General features: G+C 68.5%; 18 protein-coding genes. 10 read left to right on the forward strand and 8 right to left on the reverse strand.

From position 1 onward, the window contains the following. Positions 1-97: 97 nt before the first annotated feature. From ACFPZ3_RS26165 to ACFPZ3_RS26180, 4 genes are all read right to left on the reverse strand, one after another. A complete protein-coding gene (locus tag ACFPZ3_RS26165; RefSeq protein WP_379516872.1) occupies positions 98-988 on the reverse strand; it encodes an alpha/beta fold hydrolase in 891 nt (296 codons plus the stop codon). A gap of 7 nt (positions 989-995) precedes the next feature. After that, positions 996-2,024 carry a tartrate dehydrogenase gene (locus ACFPZ3_RS26170; RefSeq protein WP_379516873.1) on the reverse strand — a complete coding sequence of 343 codons (1,029 nt, stop codon included), beginning with the start codon at positions 2,022-2,024 and terminating at the stop codon, positions 996-998. 160 nt (positions 2,025-2,184) lie between these two features. Beyond that, positions 2,185-2,355: a LysR substrate-binding domain-containing protein gene (locus tag ACFPZ3_RS26175; protein WP_379517057.1), complete on the reverse strand. Its 171-nt coding sequence runs from the start codon at positions 2,353-2,355 to the stop codon at positions 2,185-2,187. A 132-nt stretch (positions 2,356-2,487) separates the two neighbouring features. Next, positions 2,488-3,711, reverse strand: coding sequence for an ROK family protein (locus ACFPZ3_RS26180; protein WP_379517058.1), 1,224 nt, complete (start codon positions 3,709-3,711; stop codon positions 2,488-2,490). An 84-nt stretch (positions 3,712-3,795) separates the two neighbouring features. Between ACFPZ3_RS26180 and ACFPZ3_RS26185 the strand changes: the two genes are divergently transcribed. Further along, positions 3,796-4,020, forward strand: a complete 225-nt coding sequence (locus ACFPZ3_RS26185; protein ID WP_379516874.1) for a hypothetical protein — start codon at positions 3,796-3,798, stop codon at positions 4,018-4,020. Between the two features lie 534 nt (positions 4,021-4,554). Beyond that, on the forward strand, positions 4,555-4,896 hold the full coding sequence (locus ACFPZ3_RS26190; RefSeq protein WP_379516875.1) for a histone-like nucleoid-structuring protein Lsr2: 342 nt from the start codon (positions 4,555-4,557) through the stop codon (positions 4,894-4,896). An 842-nt stretch (positions 4,897-5,738) separates the two neighbouring features. On the opposite strand, the gene ACFPZ3_RS26195 is transcribed toward ACFPZ3_RS26190, so the two are convergent. Further along, on the reverse strand, positions 5,739-6,362 hold the full coding sequence (locus ACFPZ3_RS26195; RefSeq protein ID WP_379516876.1) for a LysE family translocator: 624 nt from the start codon (positions 6,360-6,362) through the stop codon (positions 5,739-5,741). 109 nt (positions 6,363-6,471) lie between these two features. Here ACFPZ3_RS26195 and ACFPZ3_RS26200 point away from each other — a divergent pair, with 109 nt between their 5' ends. Next, positions 6,472-7,437 (forward strand): LysR family transcriptional regulator, encoded by a 966-nt coding sequence (locus ACFPZ3_RS26200; RefSeq protein ID WP_379516877.1) that lies wholly within the window; start codon positions 6,472-6,474, stop codon positions 7,435-7,437. A gap of 78 nt (positions 7,438-7,515) precedes the next feature. Beyond that, the gene (locus ACFPZ3_RS26205) at positions 7,516-7,770 is read left to right on the forward strand and encodes a hypothetical protein (protein WP_379516878.1); all 255 of its coding nucleotides are present in this window, start codon (positions 7,516-7,518) and stop codon (positions 7,768-7,770) included. Positions 7,771-8,058: 288 nt separating this feature from the next. On the opposite strand, the gene ACFPZ3_RS26210 is transcribed toward ACFPZ3_RS26205, so the two are convergent. After that, positions 8,059-9,348: an epoxide hydrolase family protein gene (locus ACFPZ3_RS26210; RefSeq protein WP_379516879.1), complete on the reverse strand. Its 1,290-nt coding sequence runs from the start codon at positions 9,346-9,348 to the stop codon at positions 8,059-8,061. 62 nt (positions 9,349-9,410) lie between these two features. Here ACFPZ3_RS26210 and ACFPZ3_RS26215 point away from each other — a divergent pair, with 62 nt between their 5' ends. Beyond that, entirely contained in the window at positions 9,411-10,640 is a 1,230-nt protein-coding gene (locus ACFPZ3_RS26215) for an amidohydrolase family protein (protein ID WP_379516880.1), read from the forward strand. Here ACFPZ3_RS26215 and ACFPZ3_RS26220 read toward each other — a convergent pair. Next, on the reverse strand, positions 10,600-11,115 hold the full coding sequence (locus tag ACFPZ3_RS26220) for a MarR family winged helix-turn-helix transcriptional regulator (RefSeq protein WP_379516881.1): 516 nt from the start codon (positions 11,113-11,115) through the stop codon (positions 10,600-10,602). The two genes, ACFPZ3_RS26215 and ACFPZ3_RS26220, sit on opposite strands and share 41 nt — an antisense overlap. A 50-nt stretch (positions 11,116-11,165) precedes the next feature. Between ACFPZ3_RS26220 and ACFPZ3_RS26225 the strand changes: the two genes are divergently transcribed. From ACFPZ3_RS26225 to ACFPZ3_RS26235, 3 genes are all read left to right on the forward strand, one after another. Further along, positions 11,166-11,561 (forward strand): integrase core domain-containing protein, encoded by a 396-nt coding sequence (locus ACFPZ3_RS26225; RefSeq protein WP_379517059.1) that lies wholly within the window; start codon positions 11,166-11,168, stop codon positions 11,559-11,561. Then, positions 11,449-12,273 carry a site-specific integrase gene (locus ACFPZ3_RS26230; protein WP_379516882.1) on the forward strand — a complete coding sequence of 275 codons (825 nt, stop codon included), beginning with the start codon at positions 11,449-11,451 and terminating at the stop codon, positions 12,271-12,273. Before ACFPZ3_RS26225 ends, ACFPZ3_RS26230 begins: the two co-directional genes overlap by 113 nt. Positions 12,274-12,615: 342 nt before the next feature. Continuing rightward, positions 12,616-12,885 carry a cytidylate kinase family protein gene (locus ACFPZ3_RS26235; RefSeq protein ID WP_379516883.1) on the forward strand — a complete coding sequence of 90 codons (270 nt, stop codon included), beginning with the start codon at positions 12,616-12,618 and terminating at the stop codon, positions 12,883-12,885. Here ACFPZ3_RS26235 and ACFPZ3_RS26240 read toward each other — a convergent pair. Next, on the reverse strand, positions 12,867-13,535 hold the full coding sequence (locus ACFPZ3_RS26240; RefSeq protein ID WP_379516884.1) for a hypothetical protein: 669 nt from the start codon (positions 13,533-13,535) through the stop codon (positions 12,867-12,869). The genes ACFPZ3_RS26235 and ACFPZ3_RS26240 overlap by 19 nt on opposite strands. Positions 13,536-13,958: 423 nt before the next feature. On the opposite strand from ACFPZ3_RS26240, the gene ACFPZ3_RS26245 reads away from it, so the two are divergent. Beyond that, complete coding sequence (locus tag ACFPZ3_RS26245; RefSeq protein ID WP_379516885.1) at positions 13,959-14,273, forward strand: hypothetical protein; 315 nt, start codon at positions 13,959-13,961, stop codon at positions 14,271-14,273. Between the two features lie 189 nt (positions 14,274-14,462). After that, complete coding sequence (locus ACFPZ3_RS26250; RefSeq protein WP_379516886.1) at positions 14,463-15,041, forward strand: class I SAM-dependent methyltransferase; 579 nt, start codon at positions 14,463-14,465, stop codon at positions 15,039-15,041. Positions 15,042-15,121: the final 80 nt, after the last annotated feature.

The raw sequence follows: 15,121 nt of genomic DNA on the forward strand, positions 1-15,121 counted from the left end.
ACAGGGCCGGTCCGGCTGTCGCAGCGCTGGTGCCGCAGCACCAAGATCTCGACGTCTTTGTCATGATCGCTCCTCGGCGGTCCCCTACTGATCAATCTCATGCCCTGGCCAGGAACGCCTCCAGTGCCGCCGCGACGAGAGCCGGCACCTCCTCCGGCAGGTAGTGGTCGCTCGGCAGCGCCGCACCGGTGACGTGCTCGGCGTAGGCGCGCCAGACCTTCAGGACGTCGTACGTACGGCCCACGAAGCTGTGCTCGCCCCAGAGAGCCAGCACCGGGCAGCGCACGCGCCTGCCCGCCGCCGCGTCGGCGTCGTCGTGCTCGACGTCGACGCCGGCCGCCGCCCGGTAGTCCGCGCAGGAGGCGGCGATCGCGGCGGGGTCGGAGAAGCAGCGGACGTACTCACGGACCGCGCTCTCGTCGTAGGCGGCGCCTCCGGAATGCCGGGCCGTCATCCGGCTGCGAATCCAGAACTCGGGATCGTTGCCGATCAGCCGCTCGGGAATTCCATGGCCGGCGGCGAGGAAGAACCAATGGAAGTAGCCGAGGCCGAACGCCGCGTCGGCATGCGCGAACGTGTGCCGGGTCGGCACGATGTCCAGGACGGCGAGCGCCTGGACGGCGTCGGGGTGGTCGAGGGCCATCCGGTGGCCGACCCTTGCGCCCCTGTCGTGTCCGGCGACGGCGAAGCGGTCGAACCCCAGCTCGCGCATCACGCTGACCTGGTCGCGGGCCACCGCCCGCTTGGAGTAGAGGTCGTCGGTGACCGGCGCCGGCTTGGCGCTGTCGCCGTACCCGCGCAGGTCGGTCAGCACGACCGTGTGCCGTGCCGCCAGCGCGGGCGCGACGTCGTGCCAGATCAGGTGCGTCTGCGGGTAGCCGTGCAGGAGCAGCACGGGCGGCCCGTCGCCCCCGACGACCGCGTGGATGGCGACGCCGTCCGCGTCGATGGTCCGGGTCTGGAACGTGCTGGGCAGCGGGACGCTCATGCTTCCTTCAGAGGGCTTCGATGATCGTACGGGTCAGGTCTTCGGTGGTGGCCGTGCCGCCGAGGTCAGGAGTGCGTACAGACGTCGTCGTGAAGACGCTCTCCAGGGCCGCCATGATGTTCGCCGAGGCCTCGGGGTGGCCCAGGTGGTCGAGCATCATCGCGGCGGTCCAGATCGCGCCGACCGGGTTGGCGATCCCCTGGCCCGCGATATCCGGCGCCGAGCCGTGAACCGGCTCGAACATCGACGGGTGCGCGCGCGTGGGATCGATGTTCGCGGAGGGCGCGAGGCCGATGCCGCCCGCGACGGCGGCGGCGAGGTCGGACAGGATGTCGCCGAACAGGTTGGAGGCGACGATCACGTCGAACTGGGCCGGGTCGAGCACCAGTTTGGCGCACAGCGCGTCGATGTGCTCCGAGCGCATGGTCACGCCACCATGCTCGGCGACCCGTTCGGCGACGATCTCATCCCAGAACGGCATCGTGTGAATGATCCCGTTCGACTTGGTGGCGGACGTCAGCGATCCGCTCCGCCGCTCGGCCAGGTCCAGGGCGTAGTCGGCGATGCGGGTCACGCCCGCCCTGGTGAACACCGCCTCCTGCACCGCCATCTCGGCGGGAGTGCCCTGGTACAGGCGTCCGCCGATCTCGCTGTACTCGCCCTCGACGTTCTCGCGCACCACCACCAGATCGATGGCCTGCCGCCCGTCGAGCACCCGGATCGGCCGCAGGTTCACGTACTGCGCGAACCCCCGGCGGATCGGGATCAACAATCCCCACAGGGACACGTGATCGGCCACACCGGGTGCGCCCACCGCCCCGAGGAAGATCGCGTCATGGTCGCGTACCAGGTCCAGGCCGTTGGCAGGCATCATCGCGCCCTCGGCCAGGTAACGCGCGCAGGACCAGTCGAACTCGTCGTAGGTGAGATCGACGCCGTGCCTGCGGCCGACCGCGTCGAGTACGGCACGGGCGGCACGGCACACCTCGGTGCCGATGCCATCTCCCGGGATCACGGCAATGCGATGAGATTTCACGACATCGATTCCAGCAGCCACCTGGCAGCGCGGTCAAAGATCTGCTTTCCGCCCCACCGATCGGCGTTCCCTGTCGAACGCCAGGTCCAGGAAGACACGCACCGCGGGACCGAGCCCGCCCGCGTGACTCGCGAAGGCGACCTCCGGATAGACCGGCGGATCAAGCCAAGAGGCCGAGTTCCGTCCGGCCGGCACGTACGGCCTCCACCACCTGATCTGCCGTGGCGCCGGCGCGGACCACCACCCGCACGCCGGGGTACTCCGCGGTGAAACGGCTGACCACCGTGGCGAGTGGGGCGATGGCCTGGGACGGCGTCGCCGCGATCTCCAGCCGTCCGGTCCAGGCGGCGCCACGTTCGTCGGGAGGGCATCGCGGTGGGAGCGATCCGCATCCGTGGAGGGCTCCGAGCCGGGCCGGTCTTTCGCTTCGGCAAGACTCCGGAAAGCTACCTCGCCAGTCCCCTTAGCGTAGGGCGGCCAAGGTGTTGAGCGGGTTGTTCAGGAGGTTGGCGAAGGCGAGTTCGGCGGCCCCGGCGAGCGTGGTGTCGTCACCAAGGGCCGTCACGGCCAGGCGGACACGTTCGCGCGACACCGGCAGGACATGCGCGTCGATCCGGGCGCGGACACGTGGCGCGGCACTTGGGTAGACATCGCGGAGCATCCCGCCGAAGACCACGAGCGCCGGGTTGAACAGGTTGATGAGGTTGACGACGCCGACGCCGAGCCAGTCGCCGACGCGGTCGAAGGCGTCCCGCGCTCGGGCGTCGCCGCTCCCGGCCAGGGCGACGACGGCCCGGATGCCGTCGCGTCCGACGAGGTCGTCGGACCGTCCCGCGTACTCGAGCAGCGCTCCTTCCCCCACCTCGGCCTCCAGGCAGCCGCGCGACCCGCACAGGCAGGGCCGCCCGTCGAACGGGTTGACCAGCATGTGCCCGAGTTCGCAGCCATAGCCCGCGTCGCCGTCCAGGAGTTTGCCGCCGACGATGATCCCGCCGCCGACGCCGACGTCCCCGTGCAGGTAGATGAGGTTGTCGACGTCGTGTCCCGCGCCGCGTACGTGCTCGGCGATCGCACCCAGGTGCGCCTCGTTGCCCACCTCGACGGGAAGCCCGAGGCCGAGCCCGGCGGCGAGTTCCGCGCCGAACGCCTGGTCCACCCAGCCGAGGTGCGGTCCGTACCGGACCGTGCCGTCGGCGCGCCTGATCAACCCGCAATACGACGCGCCGACACCCACGCACAACGCGCCCGGACCAGCCCCGGCGGCCAGTTCGCGACCAAAGGCGGCCAGGACGCCGACGACGTCCTCCAGGTCGGCCCCGGCGCGGGTGCGCACGGCCTCGCGGCGGTCGAGGATCCGGCCGCCGAGCCCGACACGGGCCGCGAGCAGCCGATCCACGGCGACGTCGAACGCGAGCCCGTACAGCGTCCCCTGCTCGGGCATGACGACGATCGACGGCCGCCCCGCGCGGCCCCGCCCGATGGGGACACCCTCGCGGACGAGCCCAGCCGCGGTGAGCTCGGCGGTCAGGTCCATGATGGTGCTGCGGTTGAGGCCCATCCCGCGGCTGAGTGCGGCCCGTGACACCGTCCCGTCCTTATGGACGCGCCGCAGCACCTCGCTCAGGTTCCGCTGCCGCATCTGCTCCTGTGTCCGCGCGCCCGCCGCCGATCCCGTCACCTCCGCCAGCCTAGGACCTGTGCCGCTTGAAAATCGAGTTGCGTGGGCTGAGCTGCGGTTAAGCGGCGTGGTGGCGCCGGTAACCCAGGGATGATGGGACACCACCGCTTCGGCCACTCCCACACCCGGTGGACCAGCTTCTGCCGCGCCTACGGCATCGACCCCGAACTCGAACATCACCCCGCCGCACGCATCCAGCGCGCCGCCCGCGAAATCCGATCCCTCGCCACCTACAGCCCGCCCGCCGTCGCCCTCGAACTGCAACGCCGCCTCAACTCACTGATCGACGGCACTCCCACCATCTGGCACCCCGTATGACATATGTTGCGGTCGTGGCGTTGAGCCGCGAGCTTGAACTGGAATTCAACACAGCAGGCTTCATTGCCATTGGCTGGAGAATAGGAGACCGGGGCGGCCACCGGGTTGAGGGCTGAAGGACCAGCCGGTGAGGGTGACCTGGCGCAAGAGACTTTCACGCTCACAAGGGTGCGTCAATGGGCTGGAGTTGGAGTGTCGTCCGGCACGGGGCGCAAGTGTCCGTCCAGGCCGCTGCCGCGAGCTGCTCCTGGCTTGTGGCTGGTGAAATGAAGGGGCAGGGCTCGTTCCAGCATCGAGGCGTGCCTTGGCGTAGGTGGGGTTTATGGGAGGTTGACTGCCGGGTTATGAACCGAGATGCTGCCTTGGAACGCCGGTCTCTCCAACCGTGAGCACTGGGCTACCCGGGTGAAAAGGGGCTGTAGCGCCGCGTCGGTACGCACGGTTCCTTTGCGTAGGCACGACATCTCTGGGGATGCATGATTTGCTGAAGAGGGCTACAGTACTCGAAACCTGAGACGTGATTGGAGCACCCCAATGGCGAAGCGTATTGTTGAGTCCTTTGTCGATGACCTCGATGGCAGCGATGCCGAAGGAACCACGAGGTTCACTCTCGACGGGACGAGCTACGAGATCGACCTGTCGGGCTCGAACAGGGGGAAGCTGGAGAAGGCACTCGCCCCCTATATCAACAAGGCTCGCGCGGTCCGTGCCGACAGGGGCGTTCGCGGACGACGTGCGGGCTCCGGTTCTGCTCGGGCGGTCAGCCGTGAGAAGTCCACGGAGATCAGGCAGTGGGCCAAGGCCCAGGGCCTGCCGGTGAGCGAGCGAGGCCGCATAGCCGCCACCGTCATGGAGCAGTACGAGGCAGCTCACTGAGAGAGAATCTCGGCTCCGAGTAAAGCCTCGTCGGTGAGCGTGATGATTCCGCTTTTTCTTCAGCTCACGACAGCAGTTCGCACGCCTGCTTGACGCTGTGACCGCTCCTGCTTGCCCGTCTCGGTGAACGGATGCACGTTCACCGTGCCGACGCACCGGGTCCCATTGGCGAAGAGGACCTGGCTCGCTTGAGTATCACGACGTCCCCGGCGGGGCTGCTGGTTCTCTGGCCGCAAGGCTTGCGGGCCAGGCGCTCGCCGCTGCTCGGCCCGAAGGTTAGCCAGGCGCTCGCTGCCCTGCCGTCGCGGTACTTGCTGTGGTCATTCCAGTGCGTGCGATACCCGCTCGGGCCACCCCAGTTGTGAAATCCTCCCAGTTTCCGGATGCCAGAGGTCGCTCATCGGGTAGCTGGTGGCCGTGTCCAACGGGACTTCAAATGGTGCGGGGCGCGGCCAACCCTTCCGCATTCCTGGGCCCGCGCGTGTGGCCTTTGTCCGGGTTGCATGAGCGACTGCAGAATCGTTTCAGCCGATACGGCCAAAACCGCAGCTCACAGGCTGTGGCGAACTGTCATGCCCCCGATGTTTGCTATCTGACATGTTCGACCTCGCCCTCTGACCAGGCATAACGCCTGGCCGAGGCCACAGCAGAAGAGGCCGCTATGCGCCGAATCGCGATATCCGCCCTCGCTCCTCGGGTGTCCGCGGGGCCCCGAGCGGACGGCGAAGCCAGGGCGATCGTTTCGGTGTGCTTCGTCGCCACCGGTCATACAAGGCAACCAGTACACAAGGCGGCAGATGCCTCGGGCGGTCGGGCGCTGGAAGAAGTACCGGGCCTGGCCCTCAGACACCTGCTACCACCGCGGCGCCCAGCCCCAGTAGGACGACGCCGGTGGTCACGCTGAGCCCCCGCAGGACGGCCGGCCGCGATACCAGGGCGCGCCCGCGGCTGACGGCCCAGGTGAGCAACATGTACCAGGAGGCGCTGACGAGCGCCCACAGGGCTCCCAGGGCGACGGTCGACAGGAAAACCGGGCCATCCGCGGTCACGAACTGGGGCAGCACCGAGACCGCGAACACGCCCGCCTTGGGGTTGCCGAGGTTGGTGATCAGGCCGGTGACATATCCGCCCGCGAAGCCAGTGCTGCGCCCGCTCTCGCGGGGCGGGTGGGTGGAGGCGGTGGTGAGCGCGGTCCGTAGCGTCTTCACCCCGAGGATCATCAGCACGATGCCGCCTGCGATCCGGAGCACCGCGTACGCGGTGGGACTGGCCAGCAGGACGGCGGACAGCCCGGCCGCGGCGGCCGTGGACCACAGCAGGAAGCCGCTGGCATTGCCCGCGAGCGTGCCCCGGAGCGTACGTTGGCCGCCTTCCAGAACCTGCCGGATCATCAGGGCTTGACTCGCGCCTGGCAGCATCGCCAGCAGCAAGGTGGTGGCGATGAAAACGGGCACATGCGTGGGCATGGGAAAAGAACCCCTTCCGGGGATTGCGCCGATGGGTGTACCACCAGGCTTCCTGTCTCGCGCCCCTAAGAAAAGTTAAATGAGATGGGTGCAGCGTTAGGATTAGTGAATGCTGGTGGATCCGGGACAGCTGCGGCTTCTCGCGTTGATCGAGCGGCACGGCTCCCTGACGGCGGCGGCTCACGCACTCCAACTCACGCCCGCGGCGGTCACCCAGCAGGTGGCCAAGGCCGAGCGCGACTGGCAGGTACCGCTGGTCATCCGTGGTCCTCGCGGAGCAACGCTCACCGCGGCCGGTGCGCTGCTCGCCTCCCACGGTCGAACTGTGGAGGAGGCATCGGACAGGGCCGAGGCGGAACTGGCCGCACTGCTCGGCCACCTCTCGCTCCGTCTACGGATCGGGACGTTCCAGGCGGCTGCCCTGCACCTGCTACCACCGGCCCTGACAGCGCTGCGCCACCGCCATCCGGACGCCGACGTCTCCGTCATAGACGTGGTGTCCGGACGTGGAGCGGACGAGATCAGCGCGGGGCGCCTGGACGTGGCCATCGTCGCGTCCTGGGGCACGCCGCTCGCGCCGCCCCCACATGTACGGGCCCACTCGCTCCTGTTGGACCCGATGGTCGTGGTTCTCCCCGATGACCATTCACTGGCCACCGGGCAGCCCGCGGACGCCGAACTTCACCTGGAACAACTGCGCGACGAATCGTGGGTTTCCATCCTGGCCGGCCATGCCGCCCGCGAACAGTTCCACGACGCTGCCCGCGAGGCCGGCTTCACTCCCACCGTGCGGTTCGAGACCGAGTCCTACGACGTCGCCCAGGCCCTCGTCGGCACAGGCATCGCAGTGGCCCTGGTCTCGCGCCTGGCCCTGACCCATGCGCCTGGCACCACCCATCGCGAACTGGCCCACCCCAGGCCTTACCGCCAGCTCTACGCCGTGACCAAAACCGACGCCAGCCTCACACCACTCGCAGACATGCTCATCGACCTCCTACGTGATGTCGCCCGCGACATCACCGCCACCTGGGAGGCTCCCCTGCAGGAAAAACAACGCTCACCGCATGGAGCCTGAAAGCCTGTGGGCGCCGAATATTGCGTCATAGGGTTTGATCTGGGGTTCTGCTCTGTTCGATGGCTCAGCTCCGGCAGGATGGCTCTGTGGCTGCTGTACGTGATCGTCTTGCGAGCATTCGGCTGGATCGCGCTGCTCGCCCGATCACAGGCGTCCAAGGATGCGGAGATTCTGGTACTGCGGCATCAGCTGGTTGTGCTCCGCCGTCAGGTTGCCGCTCCCCGGCCGTCGTGGGCGGACCGGGCGATCCTTTCCGCGCTGGCGCGGCTCCTGCCCCGGCGCCGTCGATGTCACACCGTGGGATGCTCCGGCATTGGCATGCCGACCTGGTGAAACGATGCTGGACCTACTCCCAGCATGGGCTGCGACGGCCACCGATCCGACCCACCGTTCGCGTCTTTGCTGCGCTTGACCGCTGAGAAGCTGGGCGGATCGCCGGTCTGGGCCGGAAGGTGTCTCCCGACGAGACCGGCTCGGCGGCCTCCTACATGAGTACGCCCACGTCGCATGAGGAGACACGATATTCGGCACCCACAGGGGTCATTTCTCCAATCCTGTCCAACATCTACCTGCCCCTGACCCTGACCTGCGCCGATACGACCGGAACTCCAACTGGCGGAATCAGGCCCGGTAGGGGCGGAAGAAGGCGCGCAGTTCCTCCGCGTAGAACTCGGGCTCTTCGAGCGGCGCGAAGTGCCCGCCGCGCGGGGCCTCCGTGAACCGCACGAGGTTGGTGGCGCGCTCCAGCCACCTCCGCGGTGCCCGGCTGATGTTGCCGGGGAACACCGTGAAGCCGGAGGGGACCTCGACCCGGCGGGCTTGCTCCGCGGCCGGGATCTCGCCGTTCGCGCGATACATCCGCATCGACGAGCCGATGGTCTCGGTGAGCCAGTAGATCGTGACGTTGGTGAGGACCTCGTCCATCGTGAAGGACCGCGAGATGTCGCCGCCGCAGTCGCTCCACCCCCGCATCTTCTCGACGATCCACGCGGCGAGCCCTGCCGGGGAGTCGGTCAGCCCGGCTGCCGCGGTCTGCGGCTTGGTGCGGTGCATCGCCACGTAGGCGCCCTCGGCCGCGCCCCAGGCCGCCATGTCCGCCATCCAGGCGCGCTCCTCGGGCGTCAGGTCGGCGGGGTCCCCCGAGTAGACCGGCACCCCCGCGTCCATGCGGTGGACGGCCGTGACCCGTTCGGGGTAGTTCAGCGCGAGGAAGTTGCTCACGCCGCTGCCGATGTCCCCGCCGACGGCGCCGAACCGCTGGTAGCCGAGGCCGTCCAGCAGCCGGGCCCACAGACCCGCGACGGCGATCGAGTCGAGCGGCGGGCCGGTAGGGCGGTCGGAGTACCCGTAGCCGGGCATATCGGGCACGACCACGTCGAACGCGTCGGCGGGGTCGCCGCCGTGCGCCCCGGGGTCGGTCAGCAGCGGAATGACCTTCGTGTAGCGCCAGAACGAGTCCGGCCAGCCGTGGCAGAGCACCAGCGGCAGCACCGGGCCGGCCGGGTTGACGGCCCGGGCGTGCACGTAGTGAATGCCGAGCCCGTCGAGCCGGGCGCGGAAGCGCGGGAACTCGGACAGCGCCTTCTCCTGGGCTGCCCAGTCGAAGCCGTCGGCCCAGTAGGCGACCAGGTCGCGGAGGTAGGTGAGGTCCGTGCCGAGTGACCAGCCGACGTCCTCGGGTGCGTCTGGCCAGCGCGTGGCCCGCAGCCGGGCGCGCAGGTCCGCGAGCGCCTCGGGGGAGGCCTGGACGGTGAACGGCTCATGAAGGAACGCGGATTCCGGCATAACTACCTCACTACCTCTGTCGTTTAGCACCGCGACGAAGCTGGACCACCGGCCCCGGTCGCGGGCTTGTCGCTCGTGGGTGACCAGGATCAGCACGCTCACCAGGTCAGAGTCACTTTCGGGCATGGGCCGCAGCGCACCTTCCTTTGATCGGACCGAAGTCTTGCCGCGCTGCCCGTCATCATATATTGGTTAGTATATACCAAGACGAATATAGAGGAGTGATCATGACGCGATATGTCATCGAGGGTGCCCGGGTGTTCGACGGCGAGCAGCTGATCGGCGTGCGGACCGTGGAAGTGGAGGGGGCGCGGATCGTCGCGGTAGGGGCACCCGCGCCCGCGGCGGCCGAGCGAGTCGACGGCAGTGGCGCCACCCTGCTGCCCGGCCTGATCGACGCGCACACCCACGCCGACGTGGAAACGCTCGGCCACGCCCTGAGGTTCGGCGTGACCACCGAGCTCGACCTGTTCTCGTTCCCGCACGCGATGGAGGGGGTTCGTCGCGCCGCCGCCGAACGGACCGACATCGCGGATGTCCGTTCGTCCTCGGTGGGCCTGACGGCACCCGGTGGGCACCCGACCCAGCTCCACGGCGGCCTGAACGACCCGGAGCTGCCGACGGTCGCCCGGCCCGAGGACGCCGCCCGCTTCGTCGACGAGCGGATCGCGGAAGGCGCCGACTACATCAAGGTGCTCATCGAGAGCGGCAAGACACTCGGCAAGGACGTCCCCGTCGTCGAGGAAGGCACTGTCAAGGCGGTGGTGGCCGCCGCGCACGAGCGCGACCGCATGGTGATCGCCCACGCGCTGACCATCGAGGCGACCCGGCAGGCGCTGGCCGCCGGTGTCGACGGGTTCGCGCACCTGTTCATCGACGGTCCGTGCACGCCTGATCTGGTCGAGGCGTTCCTTGCGGGAGGGGCGTTCCTGACCCCGACGCTGAACCTGCTGGCCTCGCTCACCAACCAGCGTCTCGGTACCGGCCTGGCGCGCGACAGCCGGGTCGCCGGTCGCCTGCCGCAGCCCTGGATGGACAACCTCAGCTGTGAATTCAACACCTTCCCGGCCGGCGACTTCGATGCCGCCCTGGCCGCGGTGAAGGCGATGCATACCGCCGGCGTGCCGATCCTGGCCGGCTCGGACGCCAACCACCACTTCGGTGCGCGCGGCATGGCACACGGCGTGAGCCTGCACGGCGAACTGCGGCTTCTCGTTCGGGCCGGCCTCACCCCGACGGAGGCGCTGCGGGCCGCCACCAGCGTGCCCGCGACGACGTTCGGCCTCGACGACCGCGGCAGGATCACACCAGGCGCGCGCGCCGATCTGCTGCTGGTCGACGGCGATCCCACCAGCAACATCGCCGACACCCTGTCGATCAGGGACGTGTGGCGGAGCGGATCCCGGACGGTTCGCTGAGATCATCGGAGGGCGCCCTCCCGGCGTCCGACCTGGTCGACGCCGGGAGGGCGGCCTCCGCAATCGACAGCAACGAGGTCCGCAGTTCCCGAAGAGTCTGATCGGTGAGGCCGGCGAGCAGGCGGGACATCACGTCCTCGGCAATGGCGTTGCAGCGTCGTACGAGTTCGTCGCCATCCGGCGTGATCCTGTGCAGAATCGCCTTACCGACACCGGGCCTGCGTTCGAGCAACCCTCGCTGTTCGAGGCGGGAGACCACCGCGCCCGCGGACTGATCGGACTGCCCGGTGAACAGCGCCAGCGCGTGGGTCGAGGAATCAGGCTCGGCCGCGACGGCATACAGTATGCCCCACTGCGGCAACGTCATCCCCACCAGGGCGAGCGCGGCCTCGCAGGCCATCTGCTTGCGCAGTTGCGCCCGCCGCAGCAGCATCGCGACCTCGACACCGCTGGGGACGTTCTGATCAGCTGTCATCTCCACATTATATACCAACAAGTATATACGGATCGGGAGAAGCCCATCCGATCAGAGCAGCACGCTGTGGGTTTCGGGGTCCGGGCCCACCTCAGGCCAATGCTTTCGTCGAACGCCGGATGGGTGGTCTGCGCCGAGAACTTCTCGATCGGATCCTCATCGTCAACGCCCGCCGTTTGCGGTGCGTGCCGGCTGCGTACGATGAGCATCGCCCGCATCGCTCCCCGGGCCAGGCCGCCCCGCTGCGAGCCCTTCCCGGCCCGGTCGAGGACGATATCGAGTTCATTCGGCGTGACCGCCTACGGCAGTCGGAGATCGGTCATCATGGTGGCCATGATCAACGTGCTGGCGCTCCAGAAGGCGCCCGCGGAGATAATGACCCGGCGTCAGCGGAAGATCGATGCCACCACGCGCCGCTCGTATTGCGATCAAGCAGGACTGGCTGATCGATTTCAACCCGGCAGCGGTGGTCGAACTTCCGATGCCGACCGCCCGAAGGCGTTGGTATGGACCGATGAGCGGGTCGCTGCCTGGAACCGCGACCTGCAGGGCCGGCTCGATGTCGAGCAGCGGCGGCGCGAGGCCAGGCTCAGCCGCGCGAGCATGATCAACGTGTATGCGTCCGTGCCGCGGCCGTCGCCGGTGACGGTGTGGACACCCTCGCACACCTTCGCCTTCCTCGCTCAAGCGGCCACCCACCGGCTGCTCGCGCTGTACCGGTTGATCGCCCTGCGCGGGCTCCGCTGGGGTGAGGCGGTCGGGCTGCGCTGGAAGGACGTCGACCTGGCCGCCGGGATTTCCGTCCTCAATCGGGGCCGCGTGAGACTGCCGGTCTCCCACGACGCCCCGAGGAATACCCTGGGCGGAGCACGCGGAGCGTCTGGTTGCCGGTCCGCTGCGCAACGGGCACAAGCCTCGCCTCTGGTCGGCCGAACGCGGGGCCTCTCGTTACCTGCCCTTGCCAGCCACGTCACTACGGTGGCTGCCATGTCTGACACACCGCGACGCCCCAAGATCCAATGGCAAGACGACTCCGAGCATCTCAAGAACAGGGACGCCGCCCGTCGGATCGTGAGCGAGGCACCTCGCCCGTCCGAGCCCGAAATGCCACGGCGGGCCGGAGCTACAGACGCCGAAGAAGGGTCAGGCTGCCCGTAGCGGAGCACGGCCCCGCAGCCTGATTGCTCGCCTGTGCGGACACGGGGCCACAGCTCGAATCGTGGCTTCGTGTCTCGCGTTGGACTCCTGCGGCGCTTCGGGATAGGACCTGCATTGGAACGAAACCCTGCCTGCGCGCCGCCAGCGAACCGGGGAGCGCCGGCGGGAGCGGTCCCGAGCTGTATCGAGTGGCCGTTTCATCGGCGGTGACCCGCCGGGGCAGGGCGGGTGTGCTCTTCTCGTGCACCGGAATTGGGATGATCGCAGATGTGGTCGTGATAGGCCACGTGCGGCAGTGCACCCTTCCGGGCGGGGAGTCCGGCGCCGATGAGGAAGGCGTTCATGTTCACGCAGCGATCCATCGCGATCAGCGGAGACCTCGGCAGCGGCAAGTCGACTGTGGCCGCCTTATTGTCGCAGCGCCTATGCCTGGAGAAGATCAGCCTCGGGGACATTCACCGGGAGATGGCCGGGACGCGGGGGCTGAGCGCGCTCCAGATGAACCGCCACTCCGAACGCGATGCCGGCATCGACGCCTACGTGGACGGCGTGCAGCGGCGACCGTACGGGCGTTCGCCGAGGCCACCGGCCTGTCACCGGCCCAGTGCCTGATCCTGCTGTCCACCTCGGCCCGCACGCTCTCCTGGCCGGACGGCTGGGCGCGGGGCCGCGTCGCCGCCTTCCGCAGGGGCGACGCCGCCCGCGCCCGCGAACTCGACCTGAGCGAGATCGAACTGCGCATCGCCGCGCTCTCCCTGGAGGCGCTCACCACCACCGACGAGGCCGTCGAAGTCGTCGAGCTGCTCATGCCCGACGACCCCGCCGACCTCTGGCGCACGGGCCCCGACCTGAACCGGGCGGTCGCGTACTGGACGGAACGCCACCCGAGGCTCACTCCGCTCACCACCGGGCAGTGGGTCACCCTCGCCTCCGGCGCCGAGGACGCCCTGGAGGCGCTGATCGCCCTGCTCGGCGAGCGTCCGTCCGTGCCGCCGCTGGGTCACATCGGCTGCGCTGCGAGGCTCCTGGCCGACCGCCTGCCCAAGGACCACCCCGCCCGTACGACCGTCGCCGCCCGCCTGCGTGACCTGCACGAACACCTCACCAGCCCGGACACGACCCTGCCCATCGCCGCCGGGGTCACCTCGATCACCGCCCTGGAACGAGCCGCCGGAGCGACCGCGGCCCACCTCCCGGAGAGCAGGCTCGCCATCGGCGAAGCACTCACCCTGGAGCCCGCCGGAGACGGCTACCGCGTCCATCTCCGCCCGTCCCGCTGGTCCGACCTGGACGCGCTGGCCCCGGCCCTGCGCCGCGGCGGCGCCACCGATCCAGGGGAACTCCTCGCCGGGGCGGTGCGCGAACCGAGCGGCTTTCCGTCCGAGCCTGGCCGCCGCGTGGACGTGTCTGGCCCAGACTGTCCGCAGCCCTGTTGGACGCCTCCATCACGTGGCTTTACTGGCTCTCAAGACGGTGCTGGCCCGCATCCCGGAGTCATGTGTCGAGAGGACATGCTGACTCCGTACCGCGAGCCTCGGCACACGTCAACCAGCACAAGAGCGGATGAACTCCGCCAGCGCGGCTTGTGCCCGGCCCCGTGCCCGGTTCCGGTCAGGCTGCGCAGTGTGTTCGCCAGTTCTGCCGGCACCGCTCGTGCGGTCTGCGGCAAAGCAAAAGGAGGCAGTATGCAGTTGATGTGGCGTCGGATCCAGGCTGGGGCAGCGGCTGTCGGCGCAGCGGCGGCCATCACGTTCGGCGTGCCGGCTGAAGCGCAGGCTGCCGTTGGGTGGCTGCACTTCAGCGGCCACGACTCCGTCCTCAACCCTCCGAAAGGCTGTCACAAGCTCTGGGCGCCGGAGATGACCGTGGTCAACAACACCAGCGCCACGGTGAGCTTCTACTCGGACGTTGAATGTTTTACCAACGCGACCGCGATAGTTCATTCGGGGAAGCAGGGGCCGGTCAGGAAGTTGACGCAGTCATACCTCGTGTGGAGTTAGGCGCTGAACACCCCACCGCGCGTTCCAAACACGGCCCTCGCCACCATGTCGGAGACGGGGGTCGTGTTTCATGCGACGTGTCGGGTAGGTGCCTGTCGCCCAATAGGGTGTCAGCGCATGAGCACGGATAACTGGCTGGAGGACACCCGGGCCTCCTATGACACGGTCGCAGTCAGCTACGCCGACCAGATGCGCGAGGCGCTGGGCGAGCACCCCTACCTCCGGGCAACTCTGGCCTTGTTCGCCGAGTTGGTTCGCACCGCAGGAGGCGGACCGGTGGCTGACGTGGGTTGCGGACCCGGGCACGTCACGGCTTACCTACAGGGGTTGGGCCTCGACGCGTTCGGCGTGGACCTTTCTCCCACGATGATCGAAGTGGCCCGACGTGATCACCCCCTTCTGCGGTTCGAGGTGGGGTCGATGACCGATCTCGACCTCCCTGACGCCTCGGTCGCCGGCCTGCTGGCTTTCTGGTCGCTGATTCATGTTCCCGACGACGCGGTTCCCATGGCCTTCGACCACTTCAAGCGGGTGCTACGGCCCGGCGGGACACTCCTGCTCGGGTTTCACGTCGGTGACGAGTCACGGCTGAAGACCCGAGGTTACGGCGGGCATCCCATGAAGGTTCACGTTCACCGTCGCCGGCCCACGCAAGTGGCGGGCTGGCTGCGCGATGCCGGGTTCACGGTCAACGCCCAAATGCTGCTCGATCTGGACGGGAGTGCTCCAGGAGCAGTCCTCTTCGCACACGTCCAAGGGGAACTCTGAGAAGGCCGCAAGATCTTCGACCCGCTGACTTGACGGGGAACATCATCGAAACCGGCACCGAACGGCCGCAATTGTTTTCG

It is taken from the genome of Nonomuraea insulae, assembly GCF_042656245.1.